Here is an 18,372-nt window from a genome sequence, read left to right as displayed (position 1 = left end):
AGCGGGAGCGCGTGCATCACCAGAACTACCGAACCCGTGACGAGGCACGGGTCGATCTGTTCGACTACATCGAGCGGTTCCACAACCCCCGGATGCGACGTAGAGTCGCTCGCCGGGACCGTAGGTTTTCAGCCTTGTTCAAACCGTCCGCGGAAACGGGGTAGAACCCCTTGCCCTTGTCGTCGCCTCAAGCTGGCCCGTGGGCAGGGCGCGCCGCAGCGAGCGATGCGTGGAGCTGTCGCGGCATTCGCGATTGTGATCGGCGTGCGTGGGGCCGTGAGCAGGCCGTGGTGGGCCAGGGCCCACCCTATGCACCCCCACGGCTCGAATGCCCGACGCTGTTCCGAATTCCGAATTCCGAATTCCGAATTCCGAATCCCGGCCCTACCGCGGCAAATCGAACACCAGGACCTCGGCGTCCACCCCGTGCGCGATACGCACCTCGGGCTCGTCCTGCAGCTTCAGCGCATCGCCGGCCTTGAGTGGCTGTCCGTTGACGATCAGCTCACCGCGGGCCACATGCACATAGCCGAGGCGTCCGGGCGCGAGCGCCAGCGTCGCGGCTTCGCCGCCCTCGAACAGGCCGGCGTACAGGCGCGCATCCTGGCGCACCGTCACCGAGCCTTCGGCGCCGTCCGGGCTCATCACCAGGCGCAGGCGGCCGCGCTTCTCCTCGGGCGGGAAAGCGCGCTGCTCATAGCCCGGTGCGCCGCCGGGCGCAGAGGGCAGGATCCAGATCTGCAGGAAATGGGTTTCGCCCGTGGGGTTGTGGTTGAACTCGGCGTGCTGCACGCCGGTGCCCGCGCTCATGCGCTGTACCTCGCCGGGCACGATGCTGGCGCGGTTGCCCATGGAGTCCTCGTGGGCGAGGGCTCCGGCGAGCACGTAGCTGACGATCTCCATGTCGCGGTGGCCGTGGCGGCCGAAGCCCGTACCCGCGGCGATGCGGTCCTCGTTGATCACGCGCAGCGGGCCGAAGTGGACGTGGCGCGGGTCGTGGTAGTCGGCGAAGGAGAAGCTGTGGTAGCTCTTCAGCCAGCCGTGGTCGGCGTGGCCGCGGTCTTCGCTGCGTCGCAGGGTGAGCATGGTGGGCCTCCTTGGGGTGTAGGCCGTATTGTCCGCCTGCATTCGCGAGAGACCGAGCCCTTGGCGCACGACGCAGCGTTGCGTGAGGGGAACGGCACGGGGGCTGAGATGCGGGTCGATGCTCCGGAGGCGGAGAGCCTCATTGGGTTCTCCGATGCCTCAGCTTGGCGGGGTGATGCGGGTACGCATTTGCGTGTGCCCTGCGGGTGCTTGCGCGTGTGGTGCGAGGAGCTTGCACGGGCGCGTGGAGCTGGGGTGCAGGCATGCGTGGGGCGGTGCAAAGGCCATGGTGGGCCAGGGCCCACCCTATGCAACATCGCGCAGCGCGCATGCCAGACGCTGTTCCGAACCCGAACCCGAACCCGAACCCGAACCCGAACCCGAACCCGAACCCGAACCCGAATCCCGAATCCCGAATCCCGAATCCCGAATCCCGAAAAAGCAAACGGCCCGCGCAAGGCGGGCCATTTGCTTCTGCCGCTGCACCGACGGCTTACTCGATATCGAGGAAGCTGCGCAGCTGTTCGGAGCGGCTGGGGTGACGCAGCTTGCGCAGGGCCTTGGCTTCGATCTGGCGGATGCGCTCGCGGGTGACGTCGAACTGCTTGCCGACTTCTTCCAGCGTGTGGTCGGTGTTCATGTCGATGCCGAAGCGCATGCGCAGGACCTTGGCCTCGCGTGGCGTCAGGCCGGCCAGCACGTCGCGCACGGTCTCCATCAGGCCGGTGACGGTGGCGTTCTCCATGGGCGACTCGATGCTGGTGTCCTCGATGAAGTCGCCGAGGTGGCTGTCTTCGTCGTCGCCGATCGGAGTCTCCATCGAGATGGGCTCCTTGGCGATCTTCAGCACCTTGCGGATCTTGTCCTCGGGCATGTCCATCTTCGCCGCCAGCTCTTCCGGCGTGGCCTCGCGGCCCATCTCCTGCAGCATCTGGCGGGAGATGCGGTTCAGCTTGTTGATCGTCTCGATCATGTGCACCGGGATGCGGATGGTGCGGGCCTGGTCGGCGATCGAGCGGGTGATGGCCTGGCGGATCCACCAGGTGGCATAGGTCGAGAACTTGTAGCCGCGGCGGTATTCGAACTTGTCGACCGCCTTCATCAGGCCGATGTTGCCTTCCTGGATGAGGTCGAGGAACTGCAGGCCGCGGTTGGTGTACTTCTTGGCGATCGAGATCACGAGGCGCAGGTTGGCCTCGACCATTTCCTTCTTCGCCTTGCGCGCCTTGGCCTCGCCGATGGCCATGGTGCGGTTGATTTCCTTGATGTCGGACAGCGAAAGGGACAAGGCCTGCTCAAGCGCGGTCATGCGCTCCTGCTCGGCGACGATCTGGTCCTTGACCTCGCGCAGACCCGAAGACCACTTCTGCTTGCGGCGGATCATCTCGTCCGCCCAGGTGACGTCGGTCTCGGCGCCGGGGAAGGTGCGCAGGAAGTCCTTGCGCGGCATCTTGGCCTGGCGCACGCAGAGGTCGGTGATGCTGCGCTCGTGGCCGCGGATCTCGCCGATCACGTCGCGCAGCTTGCGCACGAAGCCGTCCATCTGCAGCGGATGCAGCTTCAGGCTCATGAAGATCTCGGCCATCTCCTCGCGCAGCTTGATGACCTTCTTGTCGGCCGGGCCGGACTTGCCGTGCCCCTTCTGGAACTTGGCGTAGAGGCCGCGCAGTTCATCCATGCGGCGGGCGACCTCGGCCGGGTCCGGGCCGGTGTCGGCCGGGCTGGCGTCGGCGTCGTCCTCGCTGACCTCCTCTTCGTCCTCGTCCTCGACATCGGCGTCTTCGGGCTCGGCGGCGACGGGCTCGGGAACTTCATCGACGGCGTCGTTGAAGCCGACCACGATCTCGTTGAGGCGCTTCTTGCCCTCGAGGTGCTGGTCGTAGTCCTCCAGCAGCATCTGTACCGACCACGGGAAGCTGGCCAGGGCGCCCTGCACCTGCAGCAGGCCTTCTTCGATGCGCTTGGCGATGGCGATTTCGCCCTCGCGGGTCAGCAGCTCGACCGTGCCCATCTCGCGCATGTACATGCGCACGGGGTCGGTGGTGCGGCCGGCCTCGGAATCGAGCGAGGACAGCGCCGCCACGGCTTCTTCGGTGGCGGTGTCGTCATCGGTGCCCCGCGAGCCTTCGGCCAGCAGCAGGGTTTCGGCGTCCGGGGCAACTTCGTGCACCGCGATGCCCATGTCGTTGATCATTCCGATGATGTCTTCGATCTGCTCGGATTCGACGACGTCGTCGGGCAGCAGATCGTTGATTTCGGAATAGGTCAGATAGCCCTGCTCGCGGCCCTTTTGGATGAGCTGCTTGATCTCGGACTGCTGTTCCTGCTTTTCGATGGCCATGCGGCGCCCGGGTTGGATGCGGGTGGAAGTGAACGCGGCAGTATACGCGGCCCAGGGCCTCGCTGCCATGTCAATGAATGCAAAGCGTTTTTTGGTGGGGCCGGATTCAGGCCCGAGGGCGTCCGGGCATGCAAGAGCCCTGCCGTCAGCTTTCGAGCCAGAACGTCACCGGCCCGTCGTTCACCAGTGACACCCTCATATGGGCGCCGAATTCGCCCGCTTCAACCGTCGGGTGCCGCGCACGCGCCAGCGCCAGCAGCTCGTCGAAGCGCTGCCGGCCGAGCGCGGGTGGCGCGGCGGTGCTGAAGCTCGGGCGCATCCCGCTGTCGGTGTCGGCGGCCAGGGTGAACTGCGGCACCAGCAGCAGGCCGCCGCCGGTGTCCTTGAGCGCGAGGTTCATGCGCCCCTCGCCGTCGCCGAATACGCGATAGCCCAGCAGTTTCTGCAGCAGGCGCTCGACCTGTGCCGGGCCGTCCTGTGGCTGCACCCCGACCAGCGCCAGCAGGCCGGGGCCGATCTGGCCGGTGCAGCGCGCATCGACATCGACGCGCGCTTCGGTGACGCGCTGGATCAGGGCGATCATGGGGTGCGGGCCTCGCGCTCGGGCAGGGCCGCGGACTATCCGCGCTAGACTTCACGCATGTCCAGCACCCCTGAACCTAGCGGCCGCGATCACGCGCTCGCTGCCCTTCTGCACGCCTTGATGCGGCTGATCGGGCGCCTGCCGCTGCGCGGGCTGCACGCGGTCGGCAGCGCGCTGGGCGATCTCGCGCGCCGCCTGAACAACCGTGAGACCCGCATCGCGAGGCGCAATCTGGAGCTGTGCCTGCCCGAGCTGGATGCTGCCTCGCGCGAGCGCCTGCTGGGCGACGTGATGCGCGAAGCCGGGCGTACGCTGACCGAGACCTGTCGCCTCTGGACCCGGCCGCAGGCCGAGAACCTCGGCCTGATCCGCGAGGTGGTGGGCGAGGATCTGTTCCGGGCAGCCCTGGCCGCAGGACGCGGCCTGATCGTGTGTGCGCCGCATCTTGGCAACTGGGAACTGCTCAACCAGTACCTCGCGGCGAATACGCCGGTGTCGATCGTCTACCGGCCGGCCCGTCAGGGCTTTACCGAGCTTCTGCTGCGGCGCGTGCGCCAGCACCCGGGCGTGAGCCAGGTGCGCGCCGAGGCCGCCGGCGTGCGCCAGCTGTTCCGTGATCTCAAGGGCGGCGGCGTGCTGGGCATCCTGCCCGACCAGCAGCCCAAGCAGGGCGAGGGCGAGCATGCGCTGTTCTTCGGCCTGCCGGCGCTGACCATGACCCTCGTCTCGCGTCTGCTGGAGCGCACCGAGGCCGCGGTGCTGTTCGCCTTCGCCGAGCGTCTGCCCGGTGCTGCGGGATTCCGTATCGTGTTCCTGACCGCGCCCGAGGGCATGGCCGGCAGCGACCGCGTCGCGCTGGAAGCCTTGAACCGCGGCGTCGAGGATTGCGTGCGGCGTGCCCTGCCGCAGTACCAGTGGGGCTACAAGCGCTTCAGCATGCAGCCGCACGCGCGGCGCAGCGTCTACGAGCACGCCGGTCCCATCGAACGGACGTGGTAGCGATTGCACATGGTCACAACTCCGGCGCGTCCAGCATCGCGCTGCGCAGAATCTCCCAGGGTGTGCCTGCATGTCCGAATCCGTTGAAGCCCTCGCCGTGAGCGGAGCGGCAGATCTCAAGCCGCTGGCGCCGCAGGCGCGCTGGGGTTTCCATCTGGGATGGGCGATCACCGCCCTGGTGCCGCTGCTGCCGGTGGCCGTGCTGTCGCGTGCCAAGGACATCGAGGGGCCCGAACTGCTGGCCCTGCTCGGTGGGCTGTTCCTGGCCTTGCAGTTCGCCGCCTTCCTGTTCGCCCGCGCCAGCTACCGGCGCACGCGCTACGCGCTTGATGCCGAAGGCCTGCTGATCGTGCGCGGGGTGATCTGGCAGAGCGAAACGCGGGTGCCGCGCTCGCGCGTGCAGCACACCGATCTCAACCGCGGGCCGATCGATCGCTGGCTGGGCCTGGCCGAGCTGCGCGTGCACACGGCCGGCACCCGACTGGCTGCGGTCAGCCTCGGTGGCCTGAGCGAGGACGAGGCGAGGCGCCTGCGCAACGACCTGCTGGGAGAGGACGATGACGCCGTCTGAGCCCGGCCCGCCCGCCGAACGCGGTCAGCCGGACGCGCCACCCCGCGAGCCGCCGCCGCCGCTGCCGCCTGCCGCGGGCGAGTCTGGCGCGCTGCTGGGCGAAGTCGGCGAGGCCGCGGTCGCGCGCCTGCGGGCCGAGCAGGATCGCCGCCTGCATCCGCTGTCCTGGCTGTTCGTGCTGCTGGGCAGCCTGCGCCAGTTCGCGCTGCCGCTGATCGCCTTCGTGGTGTTCGGCCAGCGCGCCGATGAGGATGAACTGTGGTTCCAGGCCATGGGCCTGGCTGCCGGCCTGCTGCTCACCCTCGGTGCGGTGGCGCGCTACTACACCTATCGCTTCCGCATCGAGCGCGGTGTGCTGGTGGTGCGCTCGGGCCTGTTGAGCCGCAACCTGCGGCAGATTCCGCTTACCCGCATCCAGAACGTGGCGCTGAAGCAGGGGCTTCTGCATCGCGCCCTGGGCGTGGCCGACGTGCGGCTGGAGTCGGCGGTCGGCGGCGGCACGCCCGAGGCGCAGATGCAGGTGCTGTCGCTGGCCGATGCCGCGGCGCTGGAGGCCGTGGTGCAGGCTGCGGGTGCGGCCAACTCGACGTCCGCCGGCGAGGTCGCGGGCAATGCGGCGCTCGCTTCCGTGAGGCCGGCTGCAGCGAGCGAGGGCCAGACCCTGCTGGGCCTGGACACCGCCGAGCTGGTCAAGCTCGGCCTGACCTCGAATCGCGGCCTGGTGCTGGGCGCGGTGGGCTTCGGCGCCTTCGCGCAGTTCGGCGGCGAGGGGTTCGGCCGCACGATCGCCAACACCGCCGAGGCGGGCGTCGAATACGCAGGCCAGCTCGGTCTGGGCTGGCCCCAGTGGCTGCTGCTCGGCTTCGTTCTGCTGCTGGCGTTCCTGGCCGTGGCGCGCGCGGTGGCGGTGCTGTTGGTGGTGCTGCAGTTCCACGGTTTCAGGCTCGTCGAGAGCGCCGGTAGCCTGGGCGTGGAGCAGGGCCTGCTGACCCGCCTGCGCATGCGCGCGCCGCTGGCCAAGATCCAGCGCTGGACCGTCTACGACAGCCTGCTGCACCGCTTCTTCGACCGCCGCAGCGTGCGCGTCGAGACCGCGGCCCTGCAGGCCGTCAACGAGCAGCAGGCGCTCTCGGACGTCATTCCGATCGCGGCGCCCACGCAGGTCGATGCCTTGATTGAACGCTGGCTGCCCGACATCGACTGGGGCGGCTGGACCTGGCAGCCCCTGCACCCGCGCGCCTGGCGTCGCGTGCTGTTTCCTTCGCTGCTGCTGATTGGCGGCCTGACCGCGCTGGCGGCGCTGCGCTTCGGCCCGTCGGCCCTGCTGCTGCCGGTGCTGCTGCTGCCGCTGGCGGTGCTGCGCGCGCGCGGACTGGCGAAGCGCTGCGGCTGGGTGCTGACCGATCGCGTGCTGGCCTGGCGCAGCGGCTGGCTCGACCGCCACGTTTCCTTCGCCGAAGTGCATCGCCTGCAGGGCCTGCGACTGTCGCAGTCGCCCTTCGACCGCCGCCACGGCATGGCCACGCTGTACGCCGACACCGCCGGCAGCAGCCCTTTCACGCATCAACTGGAGCTGCGCTACCTGCCCGAGGCCGAAGCGCGTGCGCTGTTCGCCGAGCTCAGCCGGCGCATCGCCAAGCGGCGGCTGCAGTGGTGAGCTACTCCCGCCAGAACCCCGGCGTCAGCAGCACCAGCACCGAGAACACTTCCAGGCGCCCCATGATCATCGCGAAGGTGCCCAGCCAGACTGCGCCGTCGTTGACCTCGGCGAAGTTGTAGGCGACCGCGCCCAGGCCGGGGCCGAGATTGGTCAGCGTGGCCACGGCCGCGCCGAAGCTCGAGAGGATGTCGAGGCCGGTGAGGTTCATTGCCAGCGTCAGCATCACGAACACGAACATGTAGATCGCAAGAAAGCCGCTGACCGAGAGCACCACGCTCTCGGACACCGGCCGCCCGCCCATCTTGACCAGGAACTTGCCCTTGGGATGGACCAGCTGCTTGACCTCGCGGAAGCCTTGGCGCAGCACCATGATCACGCGCGCCACCTTGATGCCTGACGAGGTGGACCCGGCACAGCCGCCGATGAAGGCGAGTCCCACCAGCAGCAGGGGCGAGACGCTGGCCCACTCGCTGAAGCCGACCGTGGCAAAGCCCGTGGTGGTGAGGTTCGAGACCACCTGGAAGGTGGCATGGCGCAGCGACTCGCCAGCCGAAGTGAAGCTGCCGCCGAACCACAGCGCGGCGGCCACGATCAGGCTGGCGCCGAGGATGATGCGCAGGTAGTTCTTGAGCTCGGAGTCGGCGTAGTAGGGCGCCATGGTGGCGCGCCGCCAGGCGATGAAGTGCAGGCCGAAGTTCATGCCGCCGATGGCCATGAAGAACACCGCCATCCAGTCCAGCAGGGCGCTGTCCCAATAGCCGAAGCCGGCATCGTGGGTGGAGAAGCCGGCCGTCGAGATGGTCGCCATCGAGTGGCAGATCGCATCGAACAGGCTCATGCCGCCGACCCAGTAGGCGGCCGCGCAGAGGAGGGTCAGGCCGATGTAGACCGCCCACAGGGCCTTGGCGGTTTCGGCGATGCGCGGGGTCAGCTTGGTGTCGCGGGTCAGGCCCGCGCTTTCGGCGCGGAACAGCTGGGTGCCACCGATCTTCAGCATCGGCAGGATCGCCACCGAGAGGATCACGATGCCCATGCCGCCGACGAACTGCAGCAGCTGCCGATAGAACAGCACCGAACGCGGCAGCTCGTCGAGGCCGACGATGACCGTGGCGCCGGTGGTGGTCAGTCCACTGGTCGCTTCGAACATGGCCGCGGTGAAGCTCAGATACGGCGGCGCGTACATGAAGGGCAGGGCGGACACGATGCTGGCCAGCAGCCAGGTCAGGGTGACGATCAGGAAGCCGTCACGCAGGCGCAGCTGGTAGTCGATCCGCCGCACGGGCAGCCACAGGGCCAGACCGATCAGACCGGACAGGCCGAAGCTGGACAAGAACACATGGCCGGTGCCATCCCCCCACGCATAGCCGAGCAGGGCCGGCGGCAGTTTCGAAAGCGATGAGACCGCAACAACGATGCCCAGCACCCGCTGGATGGCCAGCACGCGCCGGTTCACAGCCAGGTGGCTCCAGCGTGGAAGAGCGTGGTGAGTTCGGGCAGCCGGTTCTTGTCAGTGAGGAAGACGATCAGGTGGTCCTCGGGTTCGATCACCACATCGTGATGGGCGATCAGCAGCTTCTCGCCGCGGACGATGCCGCCGATGGTGGCGGATTCCGGCAGCTTCAGCTCCTCGATGGCGCGGCCGATGATGCGCGAGGTGCGGGCGTCGCCGCGGGCGACGACTTCGATCGCCTCGGCGGCGCCGCGGCGCAGGCTGTGCACCCGCGCCGGTGCGCCTTCGCGCACGTGCGCGAGCAGCGCGCCGAGCGTGATCTGCTGCGGGCTGATCGCGATGTCGATGCTGCTGCCTTCGACCAGGTCGGCATAAGCCGGGCGGTTGATCAGCGACATCACCCGCTGGCAGCCCATGCGCTTGGCCAGCATGGCCGAGAGGATGTTGGCCTCGTCGTCGTTGGTCAGCGCGCAGTAGACGTCGGTCTGGTCGATATTCTCCTCGCGCAGCAGGTCCTCGTCGGCGCAGTCGCCGACCAGCACGATCGAGTTGACCAGGTCCTCGGCGATCTTCTTGGCGCGGTCCTTCGAGCGCTCCAGCACCTTCACGCTGAAACGGCCTTCCAGCGCCTTGGCCAGGTTGCGGCCGATGTTGCCGCCGCCAGCGATGAACACGCGCTTGGCCGGACGGTCGACGCGGCGCAGCTCGCTCATCACCGTGGTGATGTTCTTGCGGTCGGCGAGGAAGAACACCTCGTCGTCGACGTGGATGACCGTGGCTGCGGTCGGCACGATCGGCTTGCCCTGGCGGAAGATCGCGGCGACGCGCGCATCCACGCCGGGCGGCAGGTGGTCGCGCAGCTCGCGGATCTCGTGCCCGACCAGCTTGCCCTGCTGCACCGCGCGCACCGCCACCAGCTGGGCGCGGCCATCGGCGAAGTCGAGCACCTGCAGCGCACCCGGAAATTCGATCAGGCGCTGTACGTGGTGGTAGACCTGGGCCTCGGGGCTGATCGCGACATCCACCGAGGAGCGGTCGCGACGGATGAACTCGGCGGCGCCCAAGTAGTCGCTTTCGCGCAGGCGGGCGATGCGGGTGGGGGTGCGGAACAGCAGGTCGCAGACCCGGCAGGCCACCAGGTTCACCTCGTCGCTGCTGGTCACCGCGACCACCAGGTCGGCGTCTTCGGCGCCGGCATGGCTCAGCACCCGCGGCAGGCTGGCATGGCCCTCCACGATGCGGATGTCGAGCCGCTCGGCCAGCTCACGCAGGCGGGCGAGATCGGTGTCTACCACGGTGATGTCGTTGTTCTCGGTCGACAGCGCTGCCGCCACCGAGGAGCCGACCTGGCCCGCGCCCAGGATGAGAATCTTCATGCGTGCACCAACGCTCCCCTTCGCCTCGCCGCATCGCGCGCTGGATGAACCCCTCGCGACGCCTGCCGAATGATCGCATGCCCGCGATGGGCGGGCGTCTTCACTACTCGCGCCAGAAGCCCGGCGTCAGCAGCACCAGCACCGAAAACACTTCCAGTCGACCCATCAACATGGCGAGGCTGCCCAGCCAGACCACCGCATCGTTGGCTTCGCCAAAGCTCATGGCCACGCTGCCCAGGCCGGGCCCCGCATTGGTCAGCGTGGCAACCGCGCCACCGAACGCCGAGAGGATGTCGAGCCCGGCCGCGTTCATCGCCAGCGTGATCGCGATGAAGCACAGCGCCCACAGGATGAAGAAGCCCGAAACCGAGATCACCGCGCTTTCCGACAGCGGCTTGCCGCCCAGCTTGACCAGGAACTTGCCCTTGGGATGCACCAGCTGCTTGACCTCGCGATAGCCCTGGCGCAGCAGCAGCACGGCGCGCGAGACCTTGATGCCGCCCGAGGTCGAGCCCGAGCAGCCGCCGATGACGGCAACGCCCAGCACCAGCAGGGGCGCCACGCCCGGCCACTGGGTGAAGTCGGCCGTGAGCAGGCCGGTGGTGGTGATCAGCGAGGTGATCTGGAACACGGCCTGGCGCAACGCGACGCCGGCATCGCTGTAGCTGCCGCTGAACCAGAGCACGGCGGCGATCAGCAGGCTGCTGACACCGATGATGCGCAGGAAGGCCTGCAGCTCGGAATCGCCGTAGTAGCCGCCCAGGCTGGCGCGCCGCCAAGCCACGAAGTGCAGCCCGAAGTTCATGCCGCCGATCAGCATGAAGACGATGGCGATGCACTCCAGCAAGGCGCTGTCGAAGTGGGCGAAGCTGGCGTCGTAGTTCGCGAAGCCACCCGTCGACAGGGTCGACATCGCGTGGCAGACCGCATCGAAGAAGCTCATGCCGGCGACCCAGTAGGCGGCCGCGCAGAGCACAGTGAGACCGGCATAGACCGCCCACAGCGCCTTGGCGGTCTCGGCCACCCGCGGGGTCATCTGCGAATCGCGATTGAGCCCCGTGCTTTCGGCGCGGAACAGCTGGGTGCCGCCGATCTTCAACATCGGCAGGATGGCGACCGACAGGATCACGATGCCCATGCCGCCGATGAAGTGCAGCACCTGACGGTAGAACAGCACCGACTTCGGCAGCTGGTCCAGCCCGCTGATCACGGTCGCACCGGTCGTGGTGAGACCTGATGCCGCCTCGAACATGGCCTGCGCGAAATCGAGATGAGGTGGCGCGTACATGAAGGGCAGGGCCGAGACCGCGCTGGCCAGGACCCAGGTGAGGGTGACCACCAGGAAGCCATCGCGCAGGCGCAGCTGGTAGTCGGCGCCGCGCACCGGCAGCCAGAGCAGGAGCCCGGCGATCGTCGTGGCGGCGAAGCTGGACAGGAAGACGGTCGCGGTGTCCTCGCCCAAGGCCAGCGCCAGCAGCGCCGGCGGTAGCTTCGACAGCGAGGTGGATGCGACGACGATGGCGAAGACGCGCAGGATGGCGCGGGCGCGCGGACTCATGTGTTGCTGCTCCGTGGCCACGGCGCCCGCTGGCCGAAACCCCGACCTTCAAACCCGACCATGCACGTCGCTCCCGGTGAGGACCATCGCGCCGGTCGGTGGCCCAGACTGGGCGGCGGCCGGAACTGGATGCTGCAGGCGCACATTGTCGCGCCGGCAGCCGTGGTCTTGGCAAGCCCCAAGCCTCAGACGGCCGGCTTCAGCGCTTTGTACCAGGCCTCGATCTCGGCCATCCGCGCCTCCGCGCCGAAGCGCTCCAGCGCATAGGTCTGGCGCGGCGGAGGCGCGTCCAGCAGCGGGCGCAGGGCTGCGGCCAGCGCGCTGGCATCGCCGATCGGCAGCAGCGGGCGCGCAATCACGTCGGCCAGATGGCGTGCGCCTTCGCTGGCGCTGGCGATCACCGGCAGGCCGCTGCGCATGGCCTCCAGCAGCACCAGGCCGAAGGGCTCGTTGCGGGCCGGGCTGACGAAGGCATCGAAGGCCGACAGCCAGTCGGCGGGACGCTCGACGAAGCCGGGCATCAGCACCTCCGATGGGGCCGAGGCGCGCAGCGATTTCCATGCGCTGCCGGCACCGACCAGAGCGAGGCGCGCGCGCGCGCGCTCCGGCGCCAGCTGTCGCCAGGCCTCCAGCAGCACGTCCATGCCCTTGCCCGGCTCGGCGCGGCCGAGCGCGCCGATCAGCACGGTGCTGTCCTCCAGGCCCAGCTCGGCGCGCAGCCGCGCGCGGGCTCCCGCGTCGAAGCCCGGCGCCTGGGTCCAGTTGTCGATCTGCACGCTGCGCGCGCGCAGGGCTTCGGGGATCGCCGGCAGCTGCCAGGGCGCGATGGCGATCAACCCATCGAGGTCGGCGTGCTGCTGCGGCTTGTAGTGGATGTGCAGGGTGGCGACCCGGCGCAGGCCGGGCACGCGCAGGCCGCGCAGGGCGCGGCAGCCGCCGCTGAGGTGGGCGTGGGCGACATCCGGGCGCTGCTGCTTCAGCCAGCGCCGCACCCGCCAGCGCGACAGCCATTCGCCGCAGTCGACCACCCGGACCTTGGGTGAGAGTCGATGCGCGATCGCGTCGGCGCGCGCCTCGAAGGCGCAGTGGCGCAGCAGCACAGTGACCTCATGGTGTTCGGCCTGGGCGTTTGCCAGTTCGACCGCATAGCGCTCGCTGCCGGCGAAGCGGCGGGTCAGCAGCAGGTGGGCGATGCGCATCAGCCCTCCTTGCCGCCGCGCAGCTCGATGCCGAGATCGCGCAGCTTGCGGTAGAGATGCGTACGCTCCATGCCGACCGCCTTGGCCAGCTTGCCGACGCTGCCTTCGCACTGCTCCAACCAGTGCAGCAGGTAGGCGCGCTCGAACTGGTCGCGGGCCTCGCGCAGCGGCTGCGAGAAGTCGGCGCGGAAGCCATCCTCGTCGCCGCTGGCGGCACTGGCCGCAGGCGCCGCCGCAGGCCGACGACCAAGCGCGGCTTCCACCTCGCTGGCCTCGATCTGCTCGTCGCCGCCCAGCACCAGCAGGCGCTGCACCAGCGCGCGCAGTTCGCGCAGGTTTCCGGGCCAGCTGTGCGCGGCCAGGCGTGCGGCGGCGGACTCGCTGAAGCAGCGCAGCGGCAGCCGGTCGCGGCTGACGAAGTGCTCGGCCAGGGCCTGCGCCTGCGCCAGCACATCGGCGCCGCGCTCGCGCAGCGGCGGCACCCGCAGCGGCAGCACGTTGAGCTGGTAGTAGAGGTCCTCGCGCAGCCGCTGGCCCGCGAGTTCGGCTTCGAGATCGCGGCTGCTGGCGGCGATCACCCGCGCGCGCAGCGGCACCGGCTGGCGGCCGCCGACCCGCAGCAGTTCGCGGCGCTCCAGCACGCTGGACAGGCGCAGCTGCAGCTCGGGGCCGAGTTCGGTCAGCTCGTCGAGATAGAGCGTGCCGCCCTCGGCCTGCTCGATCAGGCCGGGTACGCTGCCGGTCTCGCTCTCGGAACCGAACAGCGTCGCTGCCGCGGCCTCATCGGCGATCGCCGCGCCGGCGACGGTGACGAAGGGCTGGCCGGCGCGGGACGAGTGCTCATGCATCCAGCGCGCGAGCCCTTCCTTGCCGGTGCCGGCTTCGCCGAGCAGCAGCACGGGCGCATCGACGCCGGCCAGGCGTTCGAGCTGGGCGCGCAGGCGCTGCATGACCGGCGAGTCGCCCAAGGGTGCGACCGGCGGACTGAGCTGGCGGCGCAGCGCCTGGTTGTCGGCGCGCAGGCGCTGGGCCTCCAGCGCGCGCTCCAGGGTGATCAGCAGCTTGGCCAGGGTCACCGGCTTCTCGATGAAGTCGTAGGCGCCGAGCCGCGTGGCCTCGACCGCGGTCTCGATGGTGCCGTGGCCGGACATCATCAGCACCGGCGTGTCGTCACCCGCGCCCTTCCACTCGCGCAGCAGGGCGATGCCGTCGGTGCCGGGCATCCAGATGTCGAGCAGCACGGCATCGAAGCGGCCCTCGCTGCGGGCCGCGCGTGCGGCCTCGGCGTGCTCGGCAGTGGCGATCACATAGCCTTCGTCCTCCAGCACTTCGGACAGCAGCTGACGGATATCGGGCTCGTCGTCGACCACGAGCAGGCGGGCATTCGGCATGGGTGGTGTTCCTGCGGGGCGTCACCCGCTGGGCGCGGCGGACGCGAAGCCTGCAAGCATAGCGGCAGGTTGGGCGGGCGCGTGACGGGCTGGGCGGGTTTGACCCCGTGCTGCTGGCTGGCGCGGAGACCGAAGCGGTCGGCGGAACCCACGAGGCAGGTGCTCAGCCGAGCACGCGCAAGCGCAGAACGCCCGCCCAGCGCTCGCCGGACGCCAGCCGGATCGGCTCGAAAATGGCGCCGGGCTCGATGCACAGGAAGGCCCCGCTGCAGCCTGTGCCCAGGTCTGCCAGCGCTGCCGCGCCAGCCTCGCCCGGATTCCAGACCACCCAATCCGCAAAGCCCTCGGCTTCGATGGACAGTGTTCCTCCATCGTCCTGCAGCAGAAGGGTTGGCGAGCGCCCGCGGTAGATCCGGTCCAGCGGCGGCGAGGGCATCAGCGCTTCTTGCCGCGAGGCGGGATGCCAGTCGCCGCCCTCCTCGAAACTGCAGTCGGCCAGGCCGAGCACGCGGGTCTGGCCGAGCGTGCAGGCGAAGTAGGTGTGCAGGGCACAACAGAACTCCATGCCGAAGGCGTCGCGGTTCTCGATATCCAGCGTCAGCACCATCGTGTCCGCGGCGAGACGGGCCTCGAGATGCAGGGCGAAGCGGTGCGGCCACAGCGCGCGCGTGGCTTCGGAATCGGTGAGCTCGAGCAGCAGCCGGTCGTCAGCCTGTTCGCGGAGCCGCCAGGGCTGGGTGCGCGCAAACCCATGCCGCGCGTAGGGCCCGCGCGCATTGAACTGCGGAAAGATGACCGGCACGCCGCCGCGGATGGCCGCATGGCCGTCGAGCACCGCGCGCGGGCTCATGAAAAGTCGCTCGCGTCCACCGGCGCGCCAGCGCAGCAGCTGGCCGCCGAACAGGCTGAACTCGGCGAACGCATCGCCATGTTGGAGGGTGAGGGTCTGCATGCACACGCTGCCCGGGAATGCGGCTCGCAGACTGCCAGAACGACGACGCTGGGCGCAGCCCTGGGCCGCATGCGCGCCTTCCTTGGCGCGCGGCAAGACGGCGCGACCTTGGCTTAGAGCTGGCTCAGGCCGACCAGACGGCGCAGCAGCTTGCGGATGGCGGCGGGCAGGCGGTCGGCGGGAATCGCCTGGCCGTCGATGCTGACGCTGCCGCTGAACTCGGGCCCCTCGCCGTCGCGGACGACGGTGAGACCGTTGATTTCCAGCACGCGTGGCGCGCTGTTGGTGGCTCCGGCGGCCGGAGTCAGGGTGAGTCGGCCGCTCAACACGCTTTCGGTGTCGCGGCCTTCGCGGCTGAAGTCGCGGCGCAGGTTGCCGTCGACGCGGCCGCCATCGGCACGCGGCTGGAAGTTCGAGAAGGTGGCCTCGGTGCTGCGGTTGGCGCCGGCCGCACCCAGCTCGCCGGTGGTTACGGCGATCATCTGCCCGCCGCGGCCGTCGGCGAGGGTGGTCTCCTTGCTGAGGGTCATGGCCTGCCCGACCTGAGCGAAGGCGAAAAGCGCGAGAGCGGCAAGGCTGTTGCGAAGGTTCATCGGGGGTCTCCTGTGGCGTCGCAATGGGAGCAGCCCACGCGGGGTCTGCCCGCACTTCAACGCACGGTCGGCGCTCGCGTTGACAGCGCGCCGAGCCAGAGCGCGAGCAGGGCGAACAGCAGCACCGAGAGAAAGCTCGAGTACACCGCGTAGTGGGTGTTCAGCGGGAACAGCAGGGCCAGCAAGGCCAGGCTTGCCGGCCAGGCCCGATCACGCGCCTCGACGGGCGCCGCGCGCAGTGCACGCAGGAAGCACGCCACCGCGCCGAGCCAGCACAGCAGGCCGAGCGTGCCGGTCTCGCTCAGGATCTCCAGCACGATCTGGTGGGCGTGGAAGGCTCCCTGTTCGCCGCGCTCGCCCTCGAACAGGAAGCGGTCATCGCTGGGCGCATGGTCCGGGTAGGCATAGCGGTAGCCGCGTACGCCGACGCCATTGATCGGATGCGCGGTGAACATCGACTGTGCGGCCCGCCAGATCGGCAGCCGGAAGGACAGCGCGTGGTCCAGCGCCGCGGGATCGCCAGCGAGCGCCGCTGCGCTGCGATCGATGCGTTCTGCGAAGCGCTGCGAGCTGTGCTGCAGGACCAGGCCGGCGCCAAGCAGCAGAACGCAGGCGACCGCAAGCGCGGCCAGCCGCTGCGACAGCCGCGGCAGGGCAAACCACAGCATCAGCGCCAGGACGAGGGCATAGCTCAGCCAGGCCGCGCGCGCGCCGGCCAGCCCGATCACCATTGCCAGCGCCAGCGCCGAGAGCGCGAAGCCGCGCCAGCCGAACCGCTGCTTCGCCGCGACCAGCAGCAGTGGCGACAGCGCGGCCATCACCGCGCCGAGCTTCAGGTCGTCGTCGCCGAAGATGCCGCTGAGGCGATCAACACGGTTGCTGCCGCCCAGCGAGACGCCAGCAACGGCCTGGACCAGTGCGTCCATGGTCCACAGCGCCACCAGCAGACCCAGGCCGCGCAGGGCGAACGCCGCGGCACCCGGACGCGACAGTCCGCGCTGGGCGTAGAGCAGCGCAGGCAGGAAGCGCAGGTCCACCGCGACTTCGGTCCAGCTCTTCGAGGCTGCGACCGAATCGAGGGCCGAAAGCAGCTCGGGCAACCAGTAGCCGAGGAAGAGCAGGGCGGCCACGCCTTGCATCGGCTCGGCACCGGCGCGGAACAGAGCGGGCACCTGCTTCGCCCCGAGCACGGCCATCACCAGCAGAGGCAGCTCGTAGCTGCGCGAGAACGGCAGCAGGGCGAACACCGCAATCAGCCACAAGGCAGGCGCCTGCGCCCGCGCCGCCGCGAGATGCGCGCGCAGTGCCTGGCTCATCCGCGCGCGGCTGCGAGTTCGGTGTACAGGTCCAGGGTGGCCTGCTGCATGTCGGCGAGGCGATAGCCGTCGAAGGGCGCGACCGGCACGGGCGAGGTGAGCAGGCGCTGCGCGGCGTCGAGCAGGGCGGCGCCGTCACCCAGCGGCACTGCGCCCGCCGGATACAGCTCGCGCAGCAGTTCCCCCGCTCCGCCGTGTTCAAAACCCAACACCGGCACGCCCATATGCAGGGCCTCGATCACGGTCCGGCCAAAAGCTTCGGGCTTGCGCGAGAGCTGCAGCACCACATCGCTGATCGCGTACACATCGGCCACATCGGCGCGCGGGGCGGTGATGGCCAGCCGATCTTCGACTCCGGCCTCCCGCGCTCGGGCCCGCACGCCGGCCAGATAGCGCTGACGGCCAGCTTGATCCGCGCCCAGCAGCAGCAGGCGTGCATCGATACCGCGCGCGACCAGGCCGGCCAGCAGCTCGATCGCCTGGGCGTGGCCCTTCAGCCGGGTGCCGCGACCGGGCAGGGTGAGCAGTCGCCCGCCCGCCAACTGCGCGTGCCGGCGGAAGAAGTCCTCGCGCCAGGCCTCGCTGGGGCGATGCCCACGCGGGAAAGCCGCGGGCTCGATGCCGCGCGGGATCAACACGTAGCGCTCATCCGGCACGTGCGGATAGTGCTGTCGCATGTAGTCGCAGACGCTGCGCGAGACGCAGATCACGCGCTCGCCGCGGGTCATGATTGCGCTGTAGCGACCGGGCGAATTCAGCCCGTGCGCAGTGGTGACGAAGACCGGCCGCGGGCGCAGTCCGATCATCGCCGCCAGCGCCATCCACGCCGGCAGGCGCGAGCGCGCGTGGACGATGTCGGGCTTGATTTCGCGGATCAGCCAGCGCAGCGCAAGGATCCTCGCCGGCGCGGCCAGCGATTTCGCGCCGATCTTCAGCTCGACGTGGCTGCTGCGCTCCTTTTCCAGCTGCGCGACGAGCCGGCCACCGCCGCTCACCACCCAGGACCGATGCCCCGCGGCGACCAGAGCGCGGCCGATCTCCAAGGTCGAACGCTCGACGCCGCCGGAGTCGAGTCGCGGCAGCAGCTGCAGCACAGTCAGGCGCTTGGGCCCGGCCGGCTCCTCCATGGGCTTCTCGGGCGGCGGCGACTCGTGATCGGCTTCAAGCATGGACAGGCGTTGCGCTCGGGGCGTACGGGGAGGTGGCCGCGACGGGCCGGGCAGCGTGTCCCGGGGCGCCGCGCGGAAAAATGAGGCTCCCACCCGGAGGTGAGTGGCGATTGCCGCCATCGCGCTCG

Annotated in this window: 15 protein-coding genes and 1 pseudogene; 4 read left to right on the top strand and 12 right to left on the bottom strand. The window is 69.6% G+C overall.

The window, feature by feature from the left end:
* Nucleotides 1-164, top strand: a pseudogene (locus BLP83_RS18385) (IS3 family transposase); the annotation flags it as partial.
* 220 nt (nucleotides 165-384) lie between these two features.
* Here the strand turns inward: BLP83_RS18385 and BLP83_RS14325 are convergent.
* The 3 genes from BLP83_RS14325 to dtd all read right to left on the bottom strand — a co-directional run bounded on the left by BLP83_RS14325 (nucleotide 385) and on the right by dtd (nucleotide 4,010).
* On the bottom strand, nucleotides 385-1,086 hold the full coding sequence (locus BLP83_RS14325) for a pirin family protein (RefSeq protein WP_091244197.1): 702 nt from the start codon (nucleotides 1,084-1,086) through the stop codon (nucleotides 385-387).
* A gap of 493 nt (nucleotides 1,087-1,579) precedes the next feature.
* A complete protein-coding gene (gene rpoD / locus BLP83_RS14315; RefSeq protein ID WP_091244192.1) occupies nucleotides 1,580-3,427 on the bottom strand; it encodes an RNA polymerase sigma factor RpoD in 1,848 nt (615 codons plus the stop codon).
* A 145-nt stretch (nucleotides 3,428-3,572) separates the two neighbouring features.
* Complete coding sequence (gene dtd, locus BLP83_RS14310; RefSeq protein ID WP_091244190.1) at nucleotides 3,573-4,010, bottom strand: D-aminoacyl-tRNA deacylase; 438 nt, start codon at nucleotides 4,008-4,010, stop codon at nucleotides 3,573-3,575.
* A gap of 57 nt (nucleotides 4,011-4,067) precedes the next feature.
* Here dtd and BLP83_RS14305 point away from each other — a divergent pair, with 57 nt between their 5' ends.
* The 3 genes from BLP83_RS14305 to BLP83_RS14295 all read left to right on the top strand — a co-directional run bounded on the left by BLP83_RS14305 (nucleotide 4,068) and on the right by BLP83_RS14295 (nucleotide 7,237).
* Nucleotides 4,068-5,009, top strand: a complete 942-nt coding sequence (locus BLP83_RS14305; RefSeq protein ID WP_091244188.1) for an LpxL/LpxP family acyltransferase — start codon at nucleotides 4,068-4,070, stop codon at nucleotides 5,007-5,009.
* Between the two features lie 70 nt (nucleotides 5,010-5,079).
* On the top strand, nucleotides 5,080-5,580 hold the full coding sequence (locus BLP83_RS14300; protein ID WP_091244185.1) for a PH domain-containing protein: 501 nt from the start codon (nucleotides 5,080-5,082) through the stop codon (nucleotides 5,578-5,580).
* The gene (locus BLP83_RS14295; protein ID WP_091244182.1) at nucleotides 5,567-7,237 is read left to right on the top strand and encodes a PH domain-containing protein; all 1,671 of its coding nucleotides are present in this window, start codon (nucleotides 5,567-5,569) and stop codon (nucleotides 7,235-7,237) included. Before BLP83_RS14300 ends, BLP83_RS14295 begins: the two co-directional genes overlap by 14 nt.
* A gap of 1 nt (nucleotide 7,238) precedes the next feature.
* On the opposite strand, the gene BLP83_RS14290 is transcribed toward BLP83_RS14295, so the two are convergent.
* The 9 genes from BLP83_RS14290 to BLP83_RS14250 form a co-directional block, all read right to left on the bottom strand.
* Nucleotides 7,239-8,693, bottom strand: coding sequence for a potassium transporter TrkG (locus BLP83_RS14290; protein WP_218121254.1), 1,455 nt, complete (start codon nucleotides 8,691-8,693; stop codon nucleotides 7,239-7,241).
* Entirely contained in the window at nucleotides 8,690-10,066 is a 1,377-nt protein-coding gene (trkA, locus tag BLP83_RS14285) for a Trk system potassium transporter TrkA (RefSeq protein ID WP_091244179.1), read from the bottom strand. The genes BLP83_RS14290 and trkA overlap by 4 nt, the downstream gene beginning before the upstream one ends.
* A gap of 103 nt (nucleotides 10,067-10,169) precedes the next feature.
* Nucleotides 10,170-11,624 (bottom strand): TrkH family potassium uptake protein, encoded by a 1,455-nt coding sequence (locus BLP83_RS14280; RefSeq protein ID WP_091244176.1) that lies wholly within the window; start codon nucleotides 11,622-11,624, stop codon nucleotides 10,170-10,172.
* A 185-nt stretch (nucleotides 11,625-11,809) separates the two neighbouring features.
* Entirely contained in the window at nucleotides 11,810-12,823 is a 1,014-nt protein-coding gene (locus tag BLP83_RS14275; RefSeq protein ID WP_091244173.1) for a glycosyltransferase, read from the bottom strand.
* Nucleotides 12,823-14,214: a sigma-54-dependent transcriptional regulator gene (locus BLP83_RS14270; protein ID WP_091244170.1), complete on the bottom strand. Its 1,392-nt coding sequence runs from the start codon at nucleotides 14,212-14,214 to the stop codon at nucleotides 12,823-12,825. The genes BLP83_RS14275 and BLP83_RS14270 overlap by 1 nt, the downstream gene beginning before the upstream one ends.
* Nucleotides 14,215-14,377: 163 nt before the next feature.
* Nucleotides 14,378-15,166, bottom strand: coding sequence for a D-hexose-6-phosphate mutarotase (locus BLP83_RS14265; RefSeq protein ID WP_091244168.1), 789 nt, complete (start codon nucleotides 15,164-15,166; stop codon nucleotides 14,378-14,380).
* 113 nt (nucleotides 15,167-15,279) lie between these two features.
* On the bottom strand, nucleotides 15,280-15,759 hold the full coding sequence (locus BLP83_RS14260; protein WP_091244166.1) for a hypothetical protein: 480 nt from the start codon (nucleotides 15,757-15,759) through the stop codon (nucleotides 15,280-15,282).
* A 56-nt stretch (nucleotides 15,760-15,815) separates the two neighbouring features.
* Nucleotides 15,816-17,075 carry an O-antigen ligase family protein gene (locus tag BLP83_RS14255; protein ID WP_091244164.1) on the bottom strand — a complete coding sequence of 420 codons (1,260 nt, stop codon included), beginning with the start codon at nucleotides 17,073-17,075 and terminating at the stop codon, nucleotides 15,816-15,818.
* Nucleotides 17,072-18,202 carry a glycosyltransferase gene (locus tag BLP83_RS14250; RefSeq protein ID WP_091244214.1) on the bottom strand — a complete coding sequence of 377 codons (1,131 nt, stop codon included), beginning with the start codon at nucleotides 18,200-18,202 and terminating at the stop codon, nucleotides 17,072-17,074. Before BLP83_RS14250 ends, BLP83_RS14255 begins: the two co-directional genes overlap by 4 nt.
* Nucleotides 18,203-18,372: the final 170 nt, after the last annotated feature.

The sequence above is a fragment of the Aquimonas voraii genome (assembly GCF_900101825.1).
Taxonomy (GTDB): Bacteria; Pseudomonadota; Gammaproteobacteria; order Xanthomonadales; family Xanthomonadaceae; genus Aquimonas; species Aquimonas voraii.
This window is presented reverse-complemented; position numbering and strand designations above follow the sequence as displayed.

Excerpts from the sequence above, each read along its gene's own strand:
- BLP83_RS14325 (WP_091244197.1), bottom strand. The coding sequence starts at position 1,086 with ATGCTCACCCTGCGACGCAGCGAAGACCGCGGCCACGCCGACCACGGC.
- rpoD (WP_091244192.1), bottom strand. The coding sequence starts at position 3,427 with ATGGCCATCGAAAAGCAGGAACAGCAGTCCGAGATCAAGCAGCTCATC.
- dtd (WP_091244190.1), bottom strand. The coding sequence starts at position 4,010 with ATGATCGCCCTGATCCAGCGCGTCACCGAAGCGCGCGTCGATGTCGAT.
- BLP83_RS14305 (WP_091244188.1), top strand. The coding sequence starts at position 4,068 with ATGTCCAGCACCCCTGAACCTAGCGGCCGCGATCACGCGCTCGCTGCC.
- BLP83_RS14300 (WP_091244185.1), top strand. The coding sequence starts at position 5,080 with ATGTCCGAATCCGTTGAAGCCCTCGCCGTGAGCGGAGCGGCAGATCTC.
- BLP83_RS14295 (WP_091244182.1), top strand. The coding sequence starts at position 5,567 with ATGACGCCGTCTGAGCCCGGCCCGCCCGCCGAACGCGGTCAGCCGGAC.
- trkA (WP_091244179.1), bottom strand. The coding sequence starts at position 10,066 with ATGAAGATTCTCATCCTGGGCGCGGGCCAGGTCGGCTCCTCGGTGGCG.
- BLP83_RS14280 (WP_091244176.1), bottom strand. The coding sequence starts at position 11,624 with ATGAGTCCGCGCGCCCGCGCCATCCTGCGCGTCTTCGCCATCGTCGTC.
- BLP83_RS14275 (WP_091244173.1), bottom strand. The coding sequence starts at position 12,823 with ATGCGCATCGCCCACCTGCTGCTGACCCGCCGCTTCGCCGGCAGCGAG.
- BLP83_RS14270 (WP_091244170.1), bottom strand. The coding sequence starts at position 14,214 with ATGCCGAATGCCCGCCTGCTCGTGGTCGACGACGAGCCCGATATCCGT.
- BLP83_RS14265 (WP_091244168.1), bottom strand. The coding sequence starts at position 15,166 with ATGCAGACCCTCACCCTCCAACATGGCGATGCGTTCGCCGAGTTCAGC.
- BLP83_RS14260 (WP_091244166.1), bottom strand. The coding sequence starts at position 15,759 with ATGAACCTTCGCAACAGCCTTGCCGCTCTCGCGCTTTTCGCCTTCGCT.
- BLP83_RS14255 (WP_091244164.1), bottom strand. The coding sequence starts at position 17,075 with ATGAGCCAGGCACTGCGCGCGCATCTCGCGGCGGCGCGGGCGCAGGCG.
- BLP83_RS14250 (WP_091244214.1), bottom strand. The coding sequence starts at position 18,202 with ATGGAGGAGCCGGCCGGGCCCAAGCGCCTGACTGTGCTGCAGCTGCTG.